Origin of the sequence: Massilia sp. Root133 (genome assembly GCF_001426525.1) — a bacterium.
Classification (GTDB): domain Bacteria; phylum Pseudomonadota; class Gammaproteobacteria; order Burkholderiales; family Burkholderiaceae_D; genus Telluria; species Telluria orientalis.
On sequence record NZ_LMEW01000002.1, the window covers coordinates 1 to 15890 of the forward strand.

At 63.6% G+C, this 15890-nt stretch carries 13 protein-coding genes; 10 read left to right on the top strand and 3 right to left on the bottom strand.

All coding sequences use genetic code 11. The annotated features are described in order from the left end of the window. The first annotated feature begins 227 nt into the window (after positions 1-227). Positions 228-2612 carry a penicillin acylase family protein gene (locus ASD28_RS02765; protein ID WP_056123659.1) on the top strand — a complete coding sequence of 795 codons (2385 nt, stop codon included), beginning with the start codon at positions 228-230 and terminating at the stop codon, positions 2610-2612. A gap of 6 nt (positions 2613-2618) precedes the next feature. Here ASD28_RS02765 and ASD28_RS02770 read toward each other — a convergent pair whose 3' ends face one another. Further along, the gene (locus ASD28_RS02770; protein WP_056123662.1) at positions 2619-4064 is read right to left on the bottom strand and encodes a DHA2 family efflux MFS transporter permease subunit; all 1446 of its coding nucleotides are present in this window, start codon (positions 4062-4064) and stop codon (positions 2619-2621) included. 100 nt (positions 4065-4164) lie between these two features. Beyond that, positions 4165-4704, bottom strand: a complete 540-nt coding sequence (locus ASD28_RS02775) for an acyloxyacyl hydrolase (protein WP_229412198.1) — start codon at positions 4702-4704, stop codon at positions 4165-4167. Between the two features lie 151 nt (positions 4705-4855). Here ASD28_RS02775 and ASD28_RS02780 point away from each other — a divergent pair, with 151 nt between their 5' ends. The 6 genes from ASD28_RS02780 to ASD28_RS02805 all read left to right on the top strand — a co-directional run bounded on the left by ASD28_RS02780 (position 4856) and on the right by ASD28_RS02805 (position 9508). Beyond that, a complete protein-coding gene (locus tag ASD28_RS02780; protein ID WP_082579096.1) occupies positions 4856-5755 on the top strand; it encodes an NAD(P)-dependent oxidoreductase in 900 nt (299 codons plus the stop codon). 179 nt (positions 5756-5934) lie between these two features. Next, positions 5935-6984, top strand: coding sequence for an ABC transporter substrate-binding protein (locus ASD28_RS02785; RefSeq protein ID WP_056123669.1), 1050 nt, complete (start codon positions 5935-5937; stop codon positions 6982-6984). Next, positions 6981-7544: an SCO family protein gene (locus ASD28_RS02790; protein ID WP_056123675.1), complete on the top strand. Its 564-nt coding sequence runs from the start codon at positions 6981-6983 to the stop codon at positions 7542-7544. The genes ASD28_RS02785 and ASD28_RS02790 overlap by 4 nt, the downstream gene beginning before the upstream one ends. Then, on the top strand, positions 7541-7951 hold the full coding sequence (locus ASD28_RS02795) for a hypothetical protein (RefSeq protein ID WP_056123677.1): 411 nt from the start codon (positions 7541-7543) through the stop codon (positions 7949-7951). Before ASD28_RS02790 ends, ASD28_RS02795 begins: the two co-directional genes overlap by 4 nt. A gap of 23 nt (positions 7952-7974) precedes the next feature. Further along, positions 7975-8754, top strand: coding sequence for an ABC transporter permease (locus tag ASD28_RS02800; RefSeq protein WP_229412199.1), 780 nt, complete (start codon positions 7975-7977; stop codon positions 8752-8754). Continuing rightward, positions 8744-9508 carry an ABC transporter ATP-binding protein gene (locus tag ASD28_RS02805; RefSeq protein WP_056123681.1) on the top strand — a complete coding sequence of 255 codons (765 nt, stop codon included), beginning with the start codon at positions 8744-8746 and terminating at the stop codon, positions 9506-9508. The genes ASD28_RS02800 and ASD28_RS02805 overlap by 11 nt, the downstream gene beginning before the upstream one ends. On the opposite strand, the gene ASD28_RS02810 is transcribed toward ASD28_RS02805, so the two are convergent. Further along, on the bottom strand, positions 9474-10688 hold the full coding sequence (locus ASD28_RS02810) for a M20 aminoacylase family protein (protein ID WP_056123684.1): 1215 nt from the start codon (positions 10686-10688) through the stop codon (positions 9474-9476). The genes ASD28_RS02805 and ASD28_RS02810 overlap by 35 nt on opposite strands. A 139-nt stretch (positions 10689-10827) precedes the next feature. On the opposite strand from ASD28_RS02810, the gene ASD28_RS02815 reads away from it, so the two are divergent. The 3 genes from ASD28_RS02815 (at position 10828) to ASD28_RS02825 (ending at position 15880) form a co-directional block, all read left to right on the top strand. After that, a complete protein-coding gene (locus ASD28_RS02815) occupies positions 10828-12909 on the top strand; it encodes a molybdopterin-dependent oxidoreductase (RefSeq protein WP_056124180.1) in 2082 nt (693 codons plus the stop codon). A 9-nt stretch (positions 12910-12918) separates the two neighbouring features. Further along, a complete protein-coding gene (locus ASD28_RS02820; RefSeq protein WP_056123687.1) occupies positions 12919-14034 on the top strand; it encodes an aminopeptidase in 1116 nt (371 codons plus the stop codon). 163 nt (positions 14035-14197) lie between these two features. Beyond that, positions 14198-15880, top strand: coding sequence for a long-chain-fatty-acid--CoA ligase (locus tag ASD28_RS02825; protein WP_056123690.1), 1683 nt, complete (start codon positions 14198-14200; stop codon positions 15878-15880). Positions 15881-15890 lie beyond the last annotated feature (10 nt).

The window sequence follows — 15890 nt, forward strand, 5'->3', positions numbered from 1 at the left end:
GATGATAGTGCTGCAACCAGTGTGAAAGTAGGTTATCGTCAGGCTAGTTATTAGAAAAGCCCGCTCAGTATGCACTGAGCGGGCTTTTTGCTTTTCAGCGCCTCGAAAACGGATATTTGAATCGGAAAAAACGAAACCTGATAAGCTTGTGTTCCAACAGTTGTAGCAAAAGCAAAAACCGCTAGCTTCGATAGCCCGATTCGCTTTCTCTACATTCAAGGAGCACTATGCACTTCCATCGTGTTTTTCCTGCAATTGTCCTGGGCGCCATTCTCACCGCCTGCAGCCATCACGACAGCGACACTTCGCCTTCCACGCCCGCACCGCCACCCCGGTTCAGCGCCGACATCACCCGCACGACCCACGGCGTCGTCCACGTCAAAGCGGCCGACTTCCGTAGCTTGGGCTATGGCCTCGCGTATGCCTACGCGCAGGACAACCTGTGCATGTTTGCCGATTCTCTATTGACCGTACGTGGCGAGCGTTCACTGTATTTCGGCGGCGAAGCCCGTGCCACGGCGCGTAAGGGCGATGAATACGGTGCCGCCAGCGGATTCATGGACCTGAAAAACGAAGACAGCGATTTCTTCTTCAAGGGCTATCTCGACGTCGACCAGCTGCGCGCCGGCTATGCGGCAGGCGCCAAGGAACCGCGTGATCTGCTCGAGGGCTATGTCGCCGGCTACAACCGCTACCTGAAGGACAATGCCGGCAATTATCCGGCCGCGTGCAAGGACGCGAAGTGGGTCAAGCCGATGACAGTCGAGGATATGGTTCTGGTCCTGGCCGAGAAAGCGCTGCACGCATCGGGCGAAGTGTTCGCGAAGGAGGTCGTCGCGGGCGCTCGCGATGCGACCGCGACGGTGGCATCCCGGTCGCGTCAACAAAACAAGCTCGACCCCGCCTTTCTCCTCGCGCGCCTGGACAAGGTCGTGCACCAGGGCTTCGGCAGCAATGCGCTGGCCGTCGGCAAGGATTTGTCCGCCAGTGGACGCGGCCTCCTGCTCGGCAATCCACATTTCCCCTGGACGAGTACCGACCGCTTCTACCAAGCCCATCTCACCGTGCCCGGCCGCTATGACGCGATGGGTGTCGTGCTGGGCGGCTTGCCGGTCGTCGTCATCGGGTTCAACAAGGATGTCGCGTGGTCGCACACCGTCACGGCCGCCACGCACTTCACGACCTTCAAGCTGGCCCTCGATGCGGGCGACTCGACGGGCACGACCTATCTGATCGACGGCGAGAAGAACAAGATGACGTCGAAGACTGTATCCGTCGACATCCTGATGGCGGACGGCACGACGACGAAGCGTACCAAGACCTTTTACTTCAGCAAGCAGGGCGCCGTCATCGTGAAACCGGAGGCGGGGCTGATGTGGAATAGCACGACGGCCTATGTCCTTGCGGACCCGAACCGCGGCAATACCCGCATGCTCGAACAATGGCTGGGCATCGGCACCGCGACGAGCGTGCAGACCCTCAAATCGTCGCTGGACACCGTCGTTGGCCTGCCGTGGGTGAATACGATCGCGGCCGATCGCGCCGGCAATGCGCTGTATGCGGACGCAAGCGTCGTCCCGCGCGTCACGTCGGATAAATTCGCCGGCAACTGCCTCTTGCTGCCGGCTCTCGTGTTGTTCGACGGTTCGCGCAGTGCGTGCGGCTGGGGCCAGGATGCCAGTGCGCCTGCCGGCATTTTCTCGCCGGTCAATGCGCCATCGATGCTGCGCACGGACTACGTCGGCAATTCGAACGACAGCTACTGGCTGACCAACGCCCGTTCCCTGCTGACGGGGCCGGCGCCGCTGGGCTATTCGCCGCTGTACGGCAAGACGGGCGTCGAGCAGCGCCTGCGCACGCGGATCGGCTTCATCCAGTTCGAGGAGCTGGCGCAGCAAGGTCATAAATTCCAGCTGTCCGACCTGCAGACGCTCGTGTTCGCCGACCGCATCTACGCTGCCGAGCTCGTGCTGCCGGAACTGCTGGCGGCCTGTCCGGCGAACGATGCGACGCTGGTCCAGGCGTGCACGGTGCTGGGTGCGTGGGACCGCCATGCGAACCTCGACAGCCGGGGCGCCGTCCTGTTCCGCGAATTCTGGACCGCGGCCTCGCAGATCCCCAACAAGTGGAAGGTGCCGCTGGACCCGGCCGACCCCGTCCACACGCCCAACGGCGTCGCGCCGGCCGCGCTGCCCGCGATGTTCGCCGCGCTGAAGACGGCGGCGCAGACCTTGCAGTCGCTGAACATCCCGCTCGACGCGAAGCTGGGCGATTACCAGGGCGAGACGCGCAACGGCGTGCGCACGCCCTTGCACGGCGGCGTGGGCGACATCGACGGTTCGTACAACTCGCTGCGGATGAGCACTGGCCTCACGGCCACCGGCTACAACAACGTCTATTGGGGCACGAGCTATGTGCAGACGGTGACGTTCGACGATGCCGGCCCGGTCGCCCAGGCGATGCTCGTCTATGGCCAGTCGACGGACCCGAAGTCGCCGTACTACGCGGACCAGTTGCCGCTGTATTCGCGCAAGGAATGGCCGTCCATCCCGTTCACGGAGGCCGGCATCAATGCCGACCCGAACCGCAAGACCACAACGCTGACCGAGTAATCCGCGTCAGGCTTGGGACAGCGGCGCTGGATCCTGCGCCACGGCCGTCGCTGTCTTGCTTTGCGTGATGCTCTCGCCATCTCCGCGGCGCAAGCGCGCAAAGACGAGGGACGACAGCATCGTCATGACGGACAGGGCGATGAACGCGTGGTGCAGCGCCTTGGTGACCATCACCTGGTCCGTCTGCGGCACGCGGCCCAGGAACCACGCCGTCACGATCGAACCGGCGGCGAGGCCGAAGCTCATCGACAGCTGCTGGAACGACGAGGCGATCGTGCTGGCCATGCTGGAGTCCTTCGATTCCACGTCGGCATACGCGAGCGTGTTCATGCTCGAGAATTGCAGCGAATTGAAAAAGCCCTGCAGCAAGCCGATGCCGGCGATGGCGTACCACGGCGTGGACGGGCCGACCAGCGCGAACAGCCCGATCGTCAGGCCGATGCAGATCGTGTTGAACATGAGCACTTGCCGGTAGCCGAAGCGCGCGAGGACTTTCGGCGCGATCAGTTTCATGCCCATCGCGGCGGCGGCGGTCGGCATCATGAGCAGGCCCGATTGCCACGGCGCGAGCTTGAGGCCCAGCTGGTACAGCAGCGGCAGCAGGAAGGGCAGGCCGCCGATGCCCAGGCGCGTGATGAAGCCGCCCAGCACCGAGATGCGGAACGTGCGTACCTTGAACAACGCCAGGCGCAGCAGCGGGAACTGGGCCTCGTTCGCGTGCCAGGCATACGCGGCCAGCAGGGAGATCGAGAGCGCCAGCATTAGGCCGGCCGTCATCGGGTCGAGCGTGTGCTCGCCGAATACTTCCAGCAGCCAGGACAGGATCGCCGTCCCCGAGCTGAACAGGATCAGCCCGATCACGTCCAGCGGACGCGGCTCGGCGCCGTGGTAATCCGGCATATGGCGCCAGACGAGGTACAGCGCGAGCAGGCCAACCGGCACGTTGACGAAGAAAATAAAGCGCCAGGAAACCCAGTGCACGATCAGGCCGCCGACGGTCGGGCCCAGCAGCGGGCCGATCAGCGCCGGCAGGATCACGAAGTTCATCGCGCCCAGCAACTCGTTCTTGGGAAACGTGCGGATGATGGATAACCGGCCCACCGGCATCATCATCGCACCGCCGAGGCCTTGCAGCAGGCGGGCCGCGACCATCATCGGGGCGTTCAGCGACAGGCCGCACAGCACGGACGCCACCGTGAAGATCGCGATCGCCGTGAAGAACACGCGGCGGGTGCCGAAACGGTCGGCCATCCACCCGCTCACGGGAATGCCCACGGCGAGGCTGAGGATGTAACTCGTGACGACGGATTTGAGGCTGAGCGGTGTGACCTGCAGGCTGGCCGCGATGCTGGGGACGGCGGTGTTGACGATGGTGGCGTCGAGCTGCTCCATGAACAGCGCGGTCGCCACCAGCCACGGCAGATAGCGTTTGATGGTGTCGGTATCGGTCATCGGATGGATTCTCACACAAATCCGATAACCGGGTCGCAACCGGGGTCAGAGCCCGATTTTGGGCAATTGCTTAAATTCGGGCTCTGACCCCGGTTTGATCTTAATAGTGGTACGCCGCCTTCAGCAGCAGCAGGTTCACGCCGCCGTTCGGTTTCTTGATGCCGCCGTTCGAGTAGTGCTGCAGGCGCGCGCCCAGCTCCCATTTGTTGGCGAAGACATAGCCGACGCCCACGTGGTCGGCGAATTCGAACGCGGTCGACAGCTGGCGGTGCGTATTGCGGTACACGCTCGAGAAGACGGCGGCGCCGATGCCGGCGTCGGCGTAGAAGCCCAGCTTATTGTCGGCTTCCCAGCGGAACACCGGCGTGATGCCGACGACTGCCAGGTCCTTCGTGTTGCCCTGCTGGTCGAGCCACTGGTTGGCGCGCCAGTAGGCGACGTTCGCGTCCCAGTAGCCGTTCAGGTGGTAGCCGCTGGTCGGCAGCCAGGATTTGTTCCAGTCTTTCTGGACCGCGAGACGGACGACCTGCACGTGTTCGCCGCCGCCGACTTCCACCGACGAGGAATCGAAATAACCGTCGGCGGCATGGGCCGCCGTCGCGGCCGACAACGCGGCCACGGCCGCCAGGGAACGCATCATTTTTTTCATGGAGAACATTGCCTTTGCTGTGAATGAGAGCCGTGCACGCAAAATGGTCACGGCCAAACCGCTATTGTAACGAGGTCGTTGAAAGGACGTAGTCGACCTATCAATTGTTAAAATACGGACAATGAATCATCGAGAGGAAGCAATGACGTTACCGACTGTGGCATTTCTCGGCATCGGCCTGATGGGCAAGCCGATGGCGACCCGGCTGGCCCAGGCCGGCTATCCCCTGCGCGTGTGGAACCGCACGGCCGCCAAGGCCGAGGCGCTGCGCGACACCGGCGCCGAACCGCATGCCGACCTGCACGACGCCGTGCGCGGTGCCGACATCGTGATCTCGATCCTCGAAGCGGGCCCGATCGTCGGCCAGGTCATCGATGATGCCCTGCCGGCACTCGCACACGACACGTTGTGGATCGACATGAGCTTCACGCGCCAGGACGAAGCCGTGGATTTTGCCACCCGCCTGCGCCAGGCCGGCGGCCGCTTCGTCGATGCGCCCGTGTCCGGCGGCGTGGGTGGCGCGGAAGCGGGGCAGCTCGCGATCATGGCCGGCGCCGATGCGGCCGACTACGCCCAAGCCGAGCCCGTGCTGCGCGTGATGGGCTCGCCGAAAGCCGTCGGCCCCGTCGGCAGCGGCCAGGTGGCCAAGCTGTGCAACCAGTTGATCGTCGGTGCGACGATCAATGTTGTGGCGGAAGCGCTGCTGCTGGCGGAAGCGGCCGGGGCCGATCCGGCCGCCGTGCGCGAGGCGATCCGCGGCGGCTTCGCCGGCAGCCGCGTGCTGGAAGTGCACGGCCAGCGCATGCTGGAGCGGAACTTCATGCCCGGCGGCCAGGTCAAGACGCAGCTGAAGGATCAGCGCAACATCCTGGCGGCAGCCAGTGGCGCCGGCGTCACCTTGCCCGTGACGGAACTCGTGACGCGGCAGTTCGAGAGCATCGCAGGCGACATCCCGTCCGCCGACCATGCGGCCGGCCTCATCGCGCTGGAGCGGATGAATCCCGGCAAGCGGCTGGGCACCGCGCCGGACCGTATGCCATAAGTATTTATTCGCTACCTGTTTGCGCTATCAGTACAACCTCGTATAATTCCCAGAGGTATTACATCGTTACGTAATATCACGGAGACAATGGAGTAGATGGCCCGCCGCAACAGCCTGTTGCCCCGGGCCTCAAACTTCTCTACCCTTGCCGCACATAACGAACCCAATACAGGGGCAGCATGGATAATCTGGGAAACGGCTTCCGCACGCGGCGGCAGCTGTTGAAACTGGCGTCGGCAATGGCGTTGCCGTCCGCTTTGGCGGCGTGTTCTTCGGAGAAGAAAAGCGCATCACTGGTCGTCGGCGGCTTGCCGGTGACCTGTAACCTGACCCTGCCCGTCGCGTGTGCGGCCAAGGAGGCCGAGATCGCCGCGAAGGATGCCGCAACTAAGCCAGCGAACCCGCTCGGCTTCGAGTACAGCAAATACAGCGGCTTCCCCGAACTGAAGGAATCGCTGATGTCGGGCCGCATCCAGGCCGCCTACGTGCTGGCGCCGATGGTCATGGACCTCGTGTCCAGCAATATCCCCGTCAAGGTCGTGTCGCTGGGCCACCGCTCCGGTGCCGTCATCATGGTGCGCACGGATGCCGGCTATAAAAAATTCCGCGACCTGCAGGGCAAGCGCGTCGCCATTCCGAGCCGTTTCGCCGTCGACCTGCTCTTCCTGCGCAAGATGCTGGCGGAAGAGGGCATGAACATCAAGGACGTCGAACTGGTCGAGATGCCCCCGCCGGACATGCCGGCCGCGCTGTATGCGAAAGCCATCGATGCCTATTGCACGGGCGAGCCGTTCGGCGCCTCCGCGCAGATGGCCGGCTACGCGACGCCGCTGCGCATGACGCGCGACGAATGGCCGAATTACATCTGCTGCGTGCTCACCGTGCGCGAAGACCTGATCGCGAATAACCGCGCCGCCGTGCAGGACCTCGTCAACTACGTCCAGGCGGCCGGCAGCTGGATGGATGCGGATGCCGCGCACCGCGACAAGGCGATCGCGATCGCGGCCACCAGGAAGTACTTCAACCAGGATCCGAAGATCCTGAAATTCGTGATGACGAATCCGAGCGACCGCGTCACGTATGGCGACCTGCGCATCATCCCGAAGGAATTCGACGAATTGATGCAGATGTCGCTGGATGCGGGCACGCTGAAGAAGCCCGTCCAGTTCAACCAGTACGTGGACGAAAGCTTCTTCAAGGCCGTCCGCCCCGTCACCGTCACGCTATGAAACGCCTCGCCGCAGCACTGCTGTTTGCCTTGCCATTGGCCGCGAGCGCGGATGCATTGAAATCCGGGGAATTCTCGCCGCCCCGCATGGCGCCCGATTTCACGTTGCAGGGTTCGACCGGCAAGCCTCTTAAATTGTCCGATTACCGCGGGAAGGTCGTGGCGCTGGGCTTCGGCTTCACGTCCTGCCCGGCCGTCTGCCCGACGACACTCGCCGAACTGGCGGCCGTGAAAACGAAGCTGGGCGCGCAGGGCAAGGATTTCCAGGTCGTGTACGTGACCGTCGATCCGGCGCGCGACACGGCGGAGCGCATGCGCGCCTATCTGACGGCGTTCGATCCGACGTTCGTGGGCGCGACCGGCCTTGACGCGCAGTTGGCCGAGGTGCGCAAGGAATACGGCGTCACGTCCACGAGGACGGGTAGCGGTGCGAATTACGGTTTCAATCATTCGTCCTTCGTCTACCTGATCGACCGGTCCGGCAAGCTGCGCGCATTGAGCCCGTACGGCCGCGCGGTGGATGATGTCGCGCACGACGTGCGCGTCTTGCTGAATCAATGACGCGTTCCCGCATCCTGCTGCCGGCCGCGGTGATACTCGCCAGCGCGGCGCTGTGGGCCATGTTCGCGCCGATTCCCGCAAGCTCGCGCGAGCAGCTGTTCGAGATTCCCGCCGGGACGTACGCGCGGCGCGCGGCGGGCGACAAGGTCGAGATCCTGCCGACGTCGATCCGGCTCACGCTGGGCGTGAAGGACATCCTCGTGCTGAAGAATCTCGACAACGTGCCGCAGACGTTCGGGCCCGTCTTGATCATGCCGGGGCAGAGTTTCAGGATGCCGTTCGGCGTCGCGGGGGACGTGCAGTTCGAATGCACGGCGCACGCGAGCGGCCAGATGCGCATCGTCGTCGAGCCGGCGCCGGATGCGGGCTGGCGGCGGCTTGTGTGGCGCGCACAACATTGGTTGTAACCATAAGAGGGAGACAAGAAGCTGTGAAAAAGAAGAGTTTTTTTGCACGGAAGCGGGCGCGGATCATCGCGCCGGCGGTCGTGCTGGCGTTATTGATCGCGGTCTGGTGGATCGTCGTCGTCCAGACCAGGAGCGCGATCTTCCCGACGCCGGGGCAGGTCGTCACGGGCACGTGGGAACTCGTGCAGGACGGTACGCTGTGGGACCACATCGGTTCCTCGCTGATGCGCGTCGGCACCGGCTTCTTGCTGGCGATCGCCGTCGCCATTCCGCTGGGCCTGTGGATCGGCCGCATGGAGGGCGCCTGGGTCACGCTGAATCCGCTGTTCCAGCTGCTGCGTCCGATCTCTCCGATCGCGTGGATTCCGCTCGCGATCCTGTGGTTCGGCGTGGGTAACGCGTCGCCGATTTTCCTGATCTTCATCGCGTCCGTGTTCCCGATGATCGTGCAGACCGCGGCCGGCGTACACACGATCGAGCGGCGCTACCTGCGCGCGGCGGAAAACTTCGGCGTCTCGCGCGCCAAGCTGTATCGCCAGGTGATCATTCCCGCGGTGCTGCCCGAGATCATCGTCGGCATGCGCATCACGCTGGGTGTCGCGTGGCTGGTCGTCGTGGCGGCGGAAATGATCGCGCTGCGCTCGGGCCTCGGCTACCTGATCATGGATTCGCGTAACGCGGGCAACCGCTACGACCTGGTCATCGCCGCCATGATCATCATCGGCATCATCGGCCTCATGCTGGACGGGATCACCCGTCTCCTGGAACGTCTCAAATCGGTAAGGTGGCGCTATGGACGCTAAGGTGAACTACAAGGTCGCGGACAAGATCGTCGTCGACGACATCCGTAGAAGCTTCGAGACACGCAAGGGCACGTTGCCGGTCGTCGGCGGCATCAGCCTCACGATCCGCGACGGTGAATTCGTCGCCATCGTCGGGCCGTCCGGCTGCGGCAAATCCACGTTGATGAAGATGCTGTGCGGCTTCGATCAACCGGACGAGGGCCGTGTCGTCATCGATGGCCAGGTGCGGCATGGTCCGAGCCCGAAGGGCATCCTCATTTCCCAGCACGGCTCCGTGTTCCCGTGGCTGACGGTGCAGCAGAACCTGATGTTCGGCCTGGACGGCATCAGCGAGGCCGAGAAGGCGGAACTCGCCGACCACTACACGGCGATGGTGGGATTGAAAGGTTTCGAAAAAAGCTATTCGCACGAGCTGTCGGGCGGCATGCTGAAACGCGTGGAGATCGCGCGGGCGCTCGTCATGAAACCCGAGATCCTCTACATGGACGAGCCGTTCTCCGCGCTGGACGCGCTCATGAACCTCAAGATGCGCATGGAGCTGCTGCGCATCCTGGAAGAGGAGCGCCACACGGTGCTGCTGATCACGCACGACGTCGAGGAAGCCGTGCACCTGGCGGACCGCATCGTCGTGCTGTCGCCGCGGCCGACGACGATCCAGGCCACGTTCGAGGTGAACATCCCGCATCCGCGCAAGATGTCCAGCCTTGACGCGCAGGACCTCAAGGAAGCCGTGTTGAAGGAGCTTGGGCTGTAAGGCTCATCTCGACCAATCGCGCCCAGAAGCTCGCGCCGATGGGCAGCAGGTGGTCGTTGAAGTCGTAGCTGCCGTTGTGCAGCTGGCACGGTCCGAGGCCGTGCCCGTGGCTTCGATGATCGCCGTCGCCGTTGCCGATGAAGACATAGCAGCCCGGCTTTTCCTGCAACATGAACGCGAAGTCCTCGGCGCCCATCGTCGGCTCGACGTTTGTATCGACATTGTCCGCACCCACCACCGCGCGCATCGCCTCGATCGCGAACGCCGTCTGTTCCGGATGGTTGATCAGGGGCGGGTAGTTGCGCTTGAACGAGAAGTCGATGGTGGCGCCGAAGCCCGCGGCCAGCCCGTTCGCGAGTTCGTTCATGCGCCGCTCGATCAGGTCCAGCACATCCGTCGAGAATGTGCGCACGGTGCCGATCATGACGGCTTCGTCGGGGATGACGTTGGTGGCGCTGCCGGCGTGGATCTGCGTGATTGACAGGACGGCCGTATCGAGCGGGTTCTTTTCGCGTGAGATGATCGTTTGCCACGCTTGCGCGATCTGCACGGCGACCATCACCGGATCGATGCCGCGGTGCGGCTGCGCGGCGTGCGCGCCCTTGCCCTTGACGACGACGCGGAACTCGTTACTGGATGCCATCATCGGCCCCGCGACGACGCCGAAGCTGCCCGCCTTGATGCCCGGCCAGTTGTGCATGCCGTACACGGCGTCCATCGGAAAACGTTCGAACAGGCCGTCGTCCATCATGCGGCGCGCGCCGGCGCCGCCTTCTTCGGCCGGTTGGAAGATCAGGTAGACGGTGCCGTCGAAGTTGCGGTTCTGCGACAGATAGTGGGCTGCACCCAACAGCATCGTTGTGTGCCCGTCATGACCACAAGCATGCATCTTGCCGGCGTGGCGCGACGCGTGATCAAATGTGTTGAGTTCCTGCATCGGCAGGGCGTCCATGTCGGCGCGCAGGCCGATGGCGCGGTCCGAGGTGCCGTTCTTGATGATGCCGACGACACCCGTCACGCCCAGCCCGCGCACGACGGGGATGCCCCATTCGGTGAGGCGCGCGGCCACCACGTCGGCCGTGCGTTGTTCTTCGTAGCAGAGTTCGGGATGGGCGTGGATGTCGCGCCGGATCGTTTCGAGCTCGGATTGGTAAGCGAGTATGGGTTCTACCAGTCTCATTGATCTCTCCTCATGCCTGATAGGCATGCATGTTTTGAACTATTGTAGCCCTTCCATCATGCGGAAGGCCAGAGCCCCGACGGCTGCCACCGGAATCGTATAAAGTACTGGTTTATCGACGTTTTTCTGGATGAATCCGATGACCAAGACCATCGTCCGCGGCGCCTGTCCGCATGACTGCCCCGATACCTGCGCGTTGCTCGTGACCGTGGAGGACGGCGTGGCCACGGAGGTCAAGGGCGATCCGGATCATCCGACGACGGCCGGGGTGCTGTGCACGAAGGTCTCGCGCTACGTCGAACGCACCTACCACCCCGATCGTCTGCTGTACCCGATGCGCCGCGTCGGCAAAAAGGGAGAAGGCAAGTTCGAACGCATCACGTGGGAGCAGGCGCTCGACGAGATCGCGCACCGCCTGCAACCTATTGCCGCGCGCGACCCGCAGGCGATCCTGCCGTACAGCTATTGCGGCACGATGGGCCTTGTGCAGGGCGAGGCGATGGCCATGCGTTTCTTCAACACGCTCGGTGCTTCCCTGCTCGACCGCACCGTGTGCGCGAACGCCGGCGCCACGGGCTACAAATACACGATCGGTGGTTCGATCGGCACGGATACCGAACAGTTCCAGGATGCGAAGCTGGTCTTGATCTGGGGCGGCAATCCCATCGCGTCGAACCTGCATTTGTGGATGCGTTTGCAGGAAGCCAAGCGCCGCGGCGCGAAACTGATCGCCATCGATCCGTATCGCTCGCTGACCGCCGAAAAATGCCACCAGCACATCGCGCTGATGCCAGGCACGGACGCCGCGCTGGCGCTGGGCATGATGCACGTGCTGGTGAAAGAGAACCTGCTCGACCACGACTACATCGAGAAGCACACGTTCGGCTTCGCGCAACTGAAGGACCGGGTGGCCGACTGGACGCCGGAGCGCACGGCTGCAACCTGCGGCATCACGGTGGAAGAAGTCGTCGACCTCGCGCGCGCGTACGGACGCACGGCGCGCGCGGGCGAACCGGTCGCGATCCGCATGAACTACGGCCTGCAGCGCGTGCATGGCGGCGGCATGGCCGTGCGCACCATCGCTTGCCTGCCGGCGCTCGTGGGCGCGTGGCGCCACGCGGCGGGCGGCGTGCAGCTGTCGACGTCGGGCACGTTCCCGGCCAATAAAACCGTCCTGCAACGCCCGGACCTGTTGCGCGGCAAGCTGCCGCGCACGATCAACATGAACACGATCGGCGCCGACCTGCAGCGCGACGCCTCGCCGGATTTCGGCCCGAAGATCGACGCGGTCATCGTGTACAACTCGAACCCGCTCGCGATCGCGCCGGATTCGGCGCAGGTGCAGCGCGGCTTCGAGCGCGAGGATTTGTTCACGGTGGTGCTGGAACACTTCCAGACCGACACCGCCGACTACGCGGACATCCTGCTGCCGGCCACCACGCAGCTGGAACACGTCGACGCGCACCTCGCGTATGGCCATTTGTACATGATGGCGAATAATGCGGCGATCGCGCCGTTGGGCGAATCGAAGCCGAACACGGAAATCTTCCGCCTGATCGCCAAGCGCATGGGCATGAACGACCCGATCTTCGACGAGACGGACGACGAACTGGCCGCGCAAGCGTTCGACAAGAAACACGAACGCGCCGTGCACTTCGACTGGTCGTCGCTGAAGCGCACGGGCTGGCAAAAGCTGAACATGCCGGTCGCGCCGTTCGCCGAAGGCGGCTTTCCGACGCCGTCCGGCAAGTGCGAGTTTTATTCGGCATCGATGCAGGCCGATGGCCTCGATCCGCTGCCGACCTATATCCCGAACTATGAATCGGTCGCCTCCAACCCCGAACTGGCAGAGAAATATCCGTTGGCGATGATTTCTCCGCCGGCCAGGAACTTCCTCAACTCAACCTTTGTCAATGTCCAGAGCCTCCGCGCAACGGAAGGTGAACCGCACCTGGACATCCATCCCGCCGACGCTGCCTCAAGGGGTATCGCGGACGGCGAGATGGTGCGCATCTTCAACGACCGGGGCGCGTTCGTCGCGCGCGCCCGGGTCACCGCCAAAGCGCGGGCCGGCCTCGTCGTCGGCTTGTCGGTCTGGTGGAAGAAGCTCGCCAGCGACGGCAAGAACGCCAACGAAGTCACCAGTCAGCGCCTGACCGACATGGGCCGGGCGCCCACCTTTTACGACACGCTGGTGCAGGTTGAAAAGGCCGCACCATGATCTGGAAATATGAAACTCACACGGATTACCCCGTGGTTCCGCCCCGTGCTGATCGCAGGCACGGCAGCGGGGCTGCTGGCCAGCTGCTCGACGCTGAACTACTACACCCAGGCGGCCCAAGGGCAGCTTGAACTCCTGTCGGACGCCCGTCCGATCGATGACTGGATCGCCGACCCCGGCACCAGTACCAAACTGCGCCATCGCCTCGAGACGGCGCGCCAGATCCGCCGCTTCGCAGTTGCCGAAATGGCTTTACCCGACAACAACAGTTACAAAAACTACGCGGCGCTGAAGCGGCAATACGTGCTGTGGAACGTCGTTGCGACCCCCGAGCTGTCGCTGCGGCCCCTGCAGTGGTGCTTCCCCGTGGCAGGCTGCGTGAACTACCGCGGCTATTACGACAAAGCCGCCGCGGAGTCGTACGCGAAGGAATTGCGCGATGCGGGCGACGACGTCGAGGTGGGCGGCGTGGCCGCGTATTCGACCTTGGGCTGGTTCAGCGATCCGCTGATCTCCACGTTCATCAATTACCCGGATGGCGAACTGGCGCGCATGATCTTCCACGAACTGGCGCACCAGATCGTGTACGTGCAGGGCGATTCGCAATTCAACGAAGCGTTCGCGTCGACGGTGGAAGAAGTCGGCGTCGAACGCTGGATGGAGCGCTTCGGCAACCAGCAGATGCGCGATGCTTATGCGCGCTACCGGAGCCGCAAGAAGGATTTCCTCGGTTTGCTGATGAAGTACCGCAAGGCGCTCGAGCAGAATTACGCGCTCGTCGACCGCAGCGATGCGCAGAAGCGGGCCGTCAAGGCGCGTTTGTTCCAGGACTTGAAGGACGAATACCAGGTACTGAAGGGCAATTGGGGCGGGTATGCAGGGTATGATCGGTTCTTCGAGCAGCCGTTGTCGAACGCCCACCTGGCATCGATCGCAACGTACGAGGATTTCGTGCCCGCGTTCCGTGCGCTATTGCAACGCGAGGGCAGCTTCCCGAAATTCTACCAAGCCGTCAAAAAACTGGCCGACATGGACCGTTCCGACCGCCACCGTGTGCTGAATGCGCTGGTGCCGCCGCTCGTGACGGCGCCGTTGATGGTGCAGCGCAGCGAAATACGCCCGTAGCCATTTTGATCAAACGTCGATAGAGTCGTTGTTCGAAAAGCGCAAAAGTGCTTGCGTCGACGCGCGCTGCCCGATAGCATCTTGCTTAATAATATCAGCACGACCGTGCGATTTTTTTTGGGCCGCGCTCAGAACGATAACGATACTGGAGACAGAGGCACCGATGGACAAGATTTGGCTCAAGGCTTACCCGCCCGGCGTGCCGGCGGAAATCGATCCCGACCAGTATGGTTCGCTGGTGCAAATGCTGGAGGAATCGTTCCGCAAGTATGCGGCGAACAACGCGTACGTCTGCATGGACAAGTTCCTCACCTACGGGGAACTGGACAATATGTCGAAGCGCCTGGCGGCCTGGCTGCAGAGCCGCGGGATGAAGCCGGGGGCGCGCGTGGCGGTGATGATGCCGAACGTGCTGCAGTATCCGGTGGCGCTGGCCGCCATCCTGCGCGCGGGCTATACGGTCGTCAACGTCAATCCGCTGTACACGCCGCGCGAGCTGGAACACCAGCTGAAGGATTCGGGCAGCGAAGCCATCATCGTGCTCGAGAACTTCGCGCACACGGTCGAGCAGGTATTGAGTAAAACGTTGGTGCGCCACGTCGTCGTGGCCAGCATGGGCGAGCTGCTGGGCGGTGCCAAGGGCATGCTCGTCAACTTCGTCGTCCGCACCGTCAAGAAGATGGTGCCGGACTTTACGATCCCGCACATGGTGCGCTTCAAGGACGCGCTGGCGCAGGGCGCCAGGATGCCGTTCCAGCCGGCGCAGCTGAAGAATTCCGACGTCGCCTTCCTGCAGTACACGGGCGGCACGACGGGCGTGTCGAAGGGTGCGACGCTCACGCACCGCAACGTCATCGCCAACATCCTGCAGACGGAGGCGTGGTCGAAGCCGGCGATGAGCCAGCCGCCGCTCGTCGAATTCCCGACCATCGTGTGCGCACTGCCGCTGTACCACATCTTCGCGCTGACGGCGTGCGCGCTGTGGGGCATGCGCGTGGGCGCGCTGAACATCCTGATCCCGAACCCGCGCGACATCCCGGGCTTCATCAAGGAACTCAAGAAGTACCGCATCAACATGCTCCCCGCGGTGAACACCTTGTACAACGCGCTGGTGAACCACCCCGATTTCAAGGACGTCGACTTCAGCGCGCTGAAGGTTTCCAACGGCGGCGGCATGGCCGTGCAGCAGGCCGTCAACGACAAGTGGAAGTCGCTCACGGGCACTAACATCATCGAGGGCTACGGCCTGTCGGAGACGTCGCCCGTGGCCACGTGCAACCGCTGCGACGTCCCCGGCTTTACCGGCACGATCGGCCTGCCGGTGCCGTCGACGGACATCGCCATCGTCGACGACGACGGCCGCCCGCTGCCGGTGGGCAGCATCGGCGAGATCGCGATCCGCGGTCCGCAGGTGATGGCCGGCTACTGGAACCGTCCGGACGAGACGGCGAAGGTCATGACGGCGGACGGCTTCTTCAAGTCGGGCGACGTCGGCATCATGGACGACAACGGGTACGTGAAGATCGTCGACCGCAAGAAGGACATGATCCTCGTGTCGGGCTTCAACGTGTACCCGAACGAACTGGAAGCGGTGATCGCGGCGCATCCGGGCGTGCTGGAATGCGCGGTGGTCGGCGTGCCGGACGAGCATTCCGGCGAGGCCGTGAAGGTGTTCGTCGTGCGCAAGGATGCGAGCCTGACGGCCGAGCAGCTGATGGACTACTGCAAGCGCGAATTCACCGGCTACAAGAGGCCCAAGTACATCGAATTCCGCACCGAGCTGCCGAAGACGAACGTCGGCAAGATCCTGCGCCGCGCGCTGCGCGAGGAAAAGCAGGCGGCGTAGCCCTGGCGCA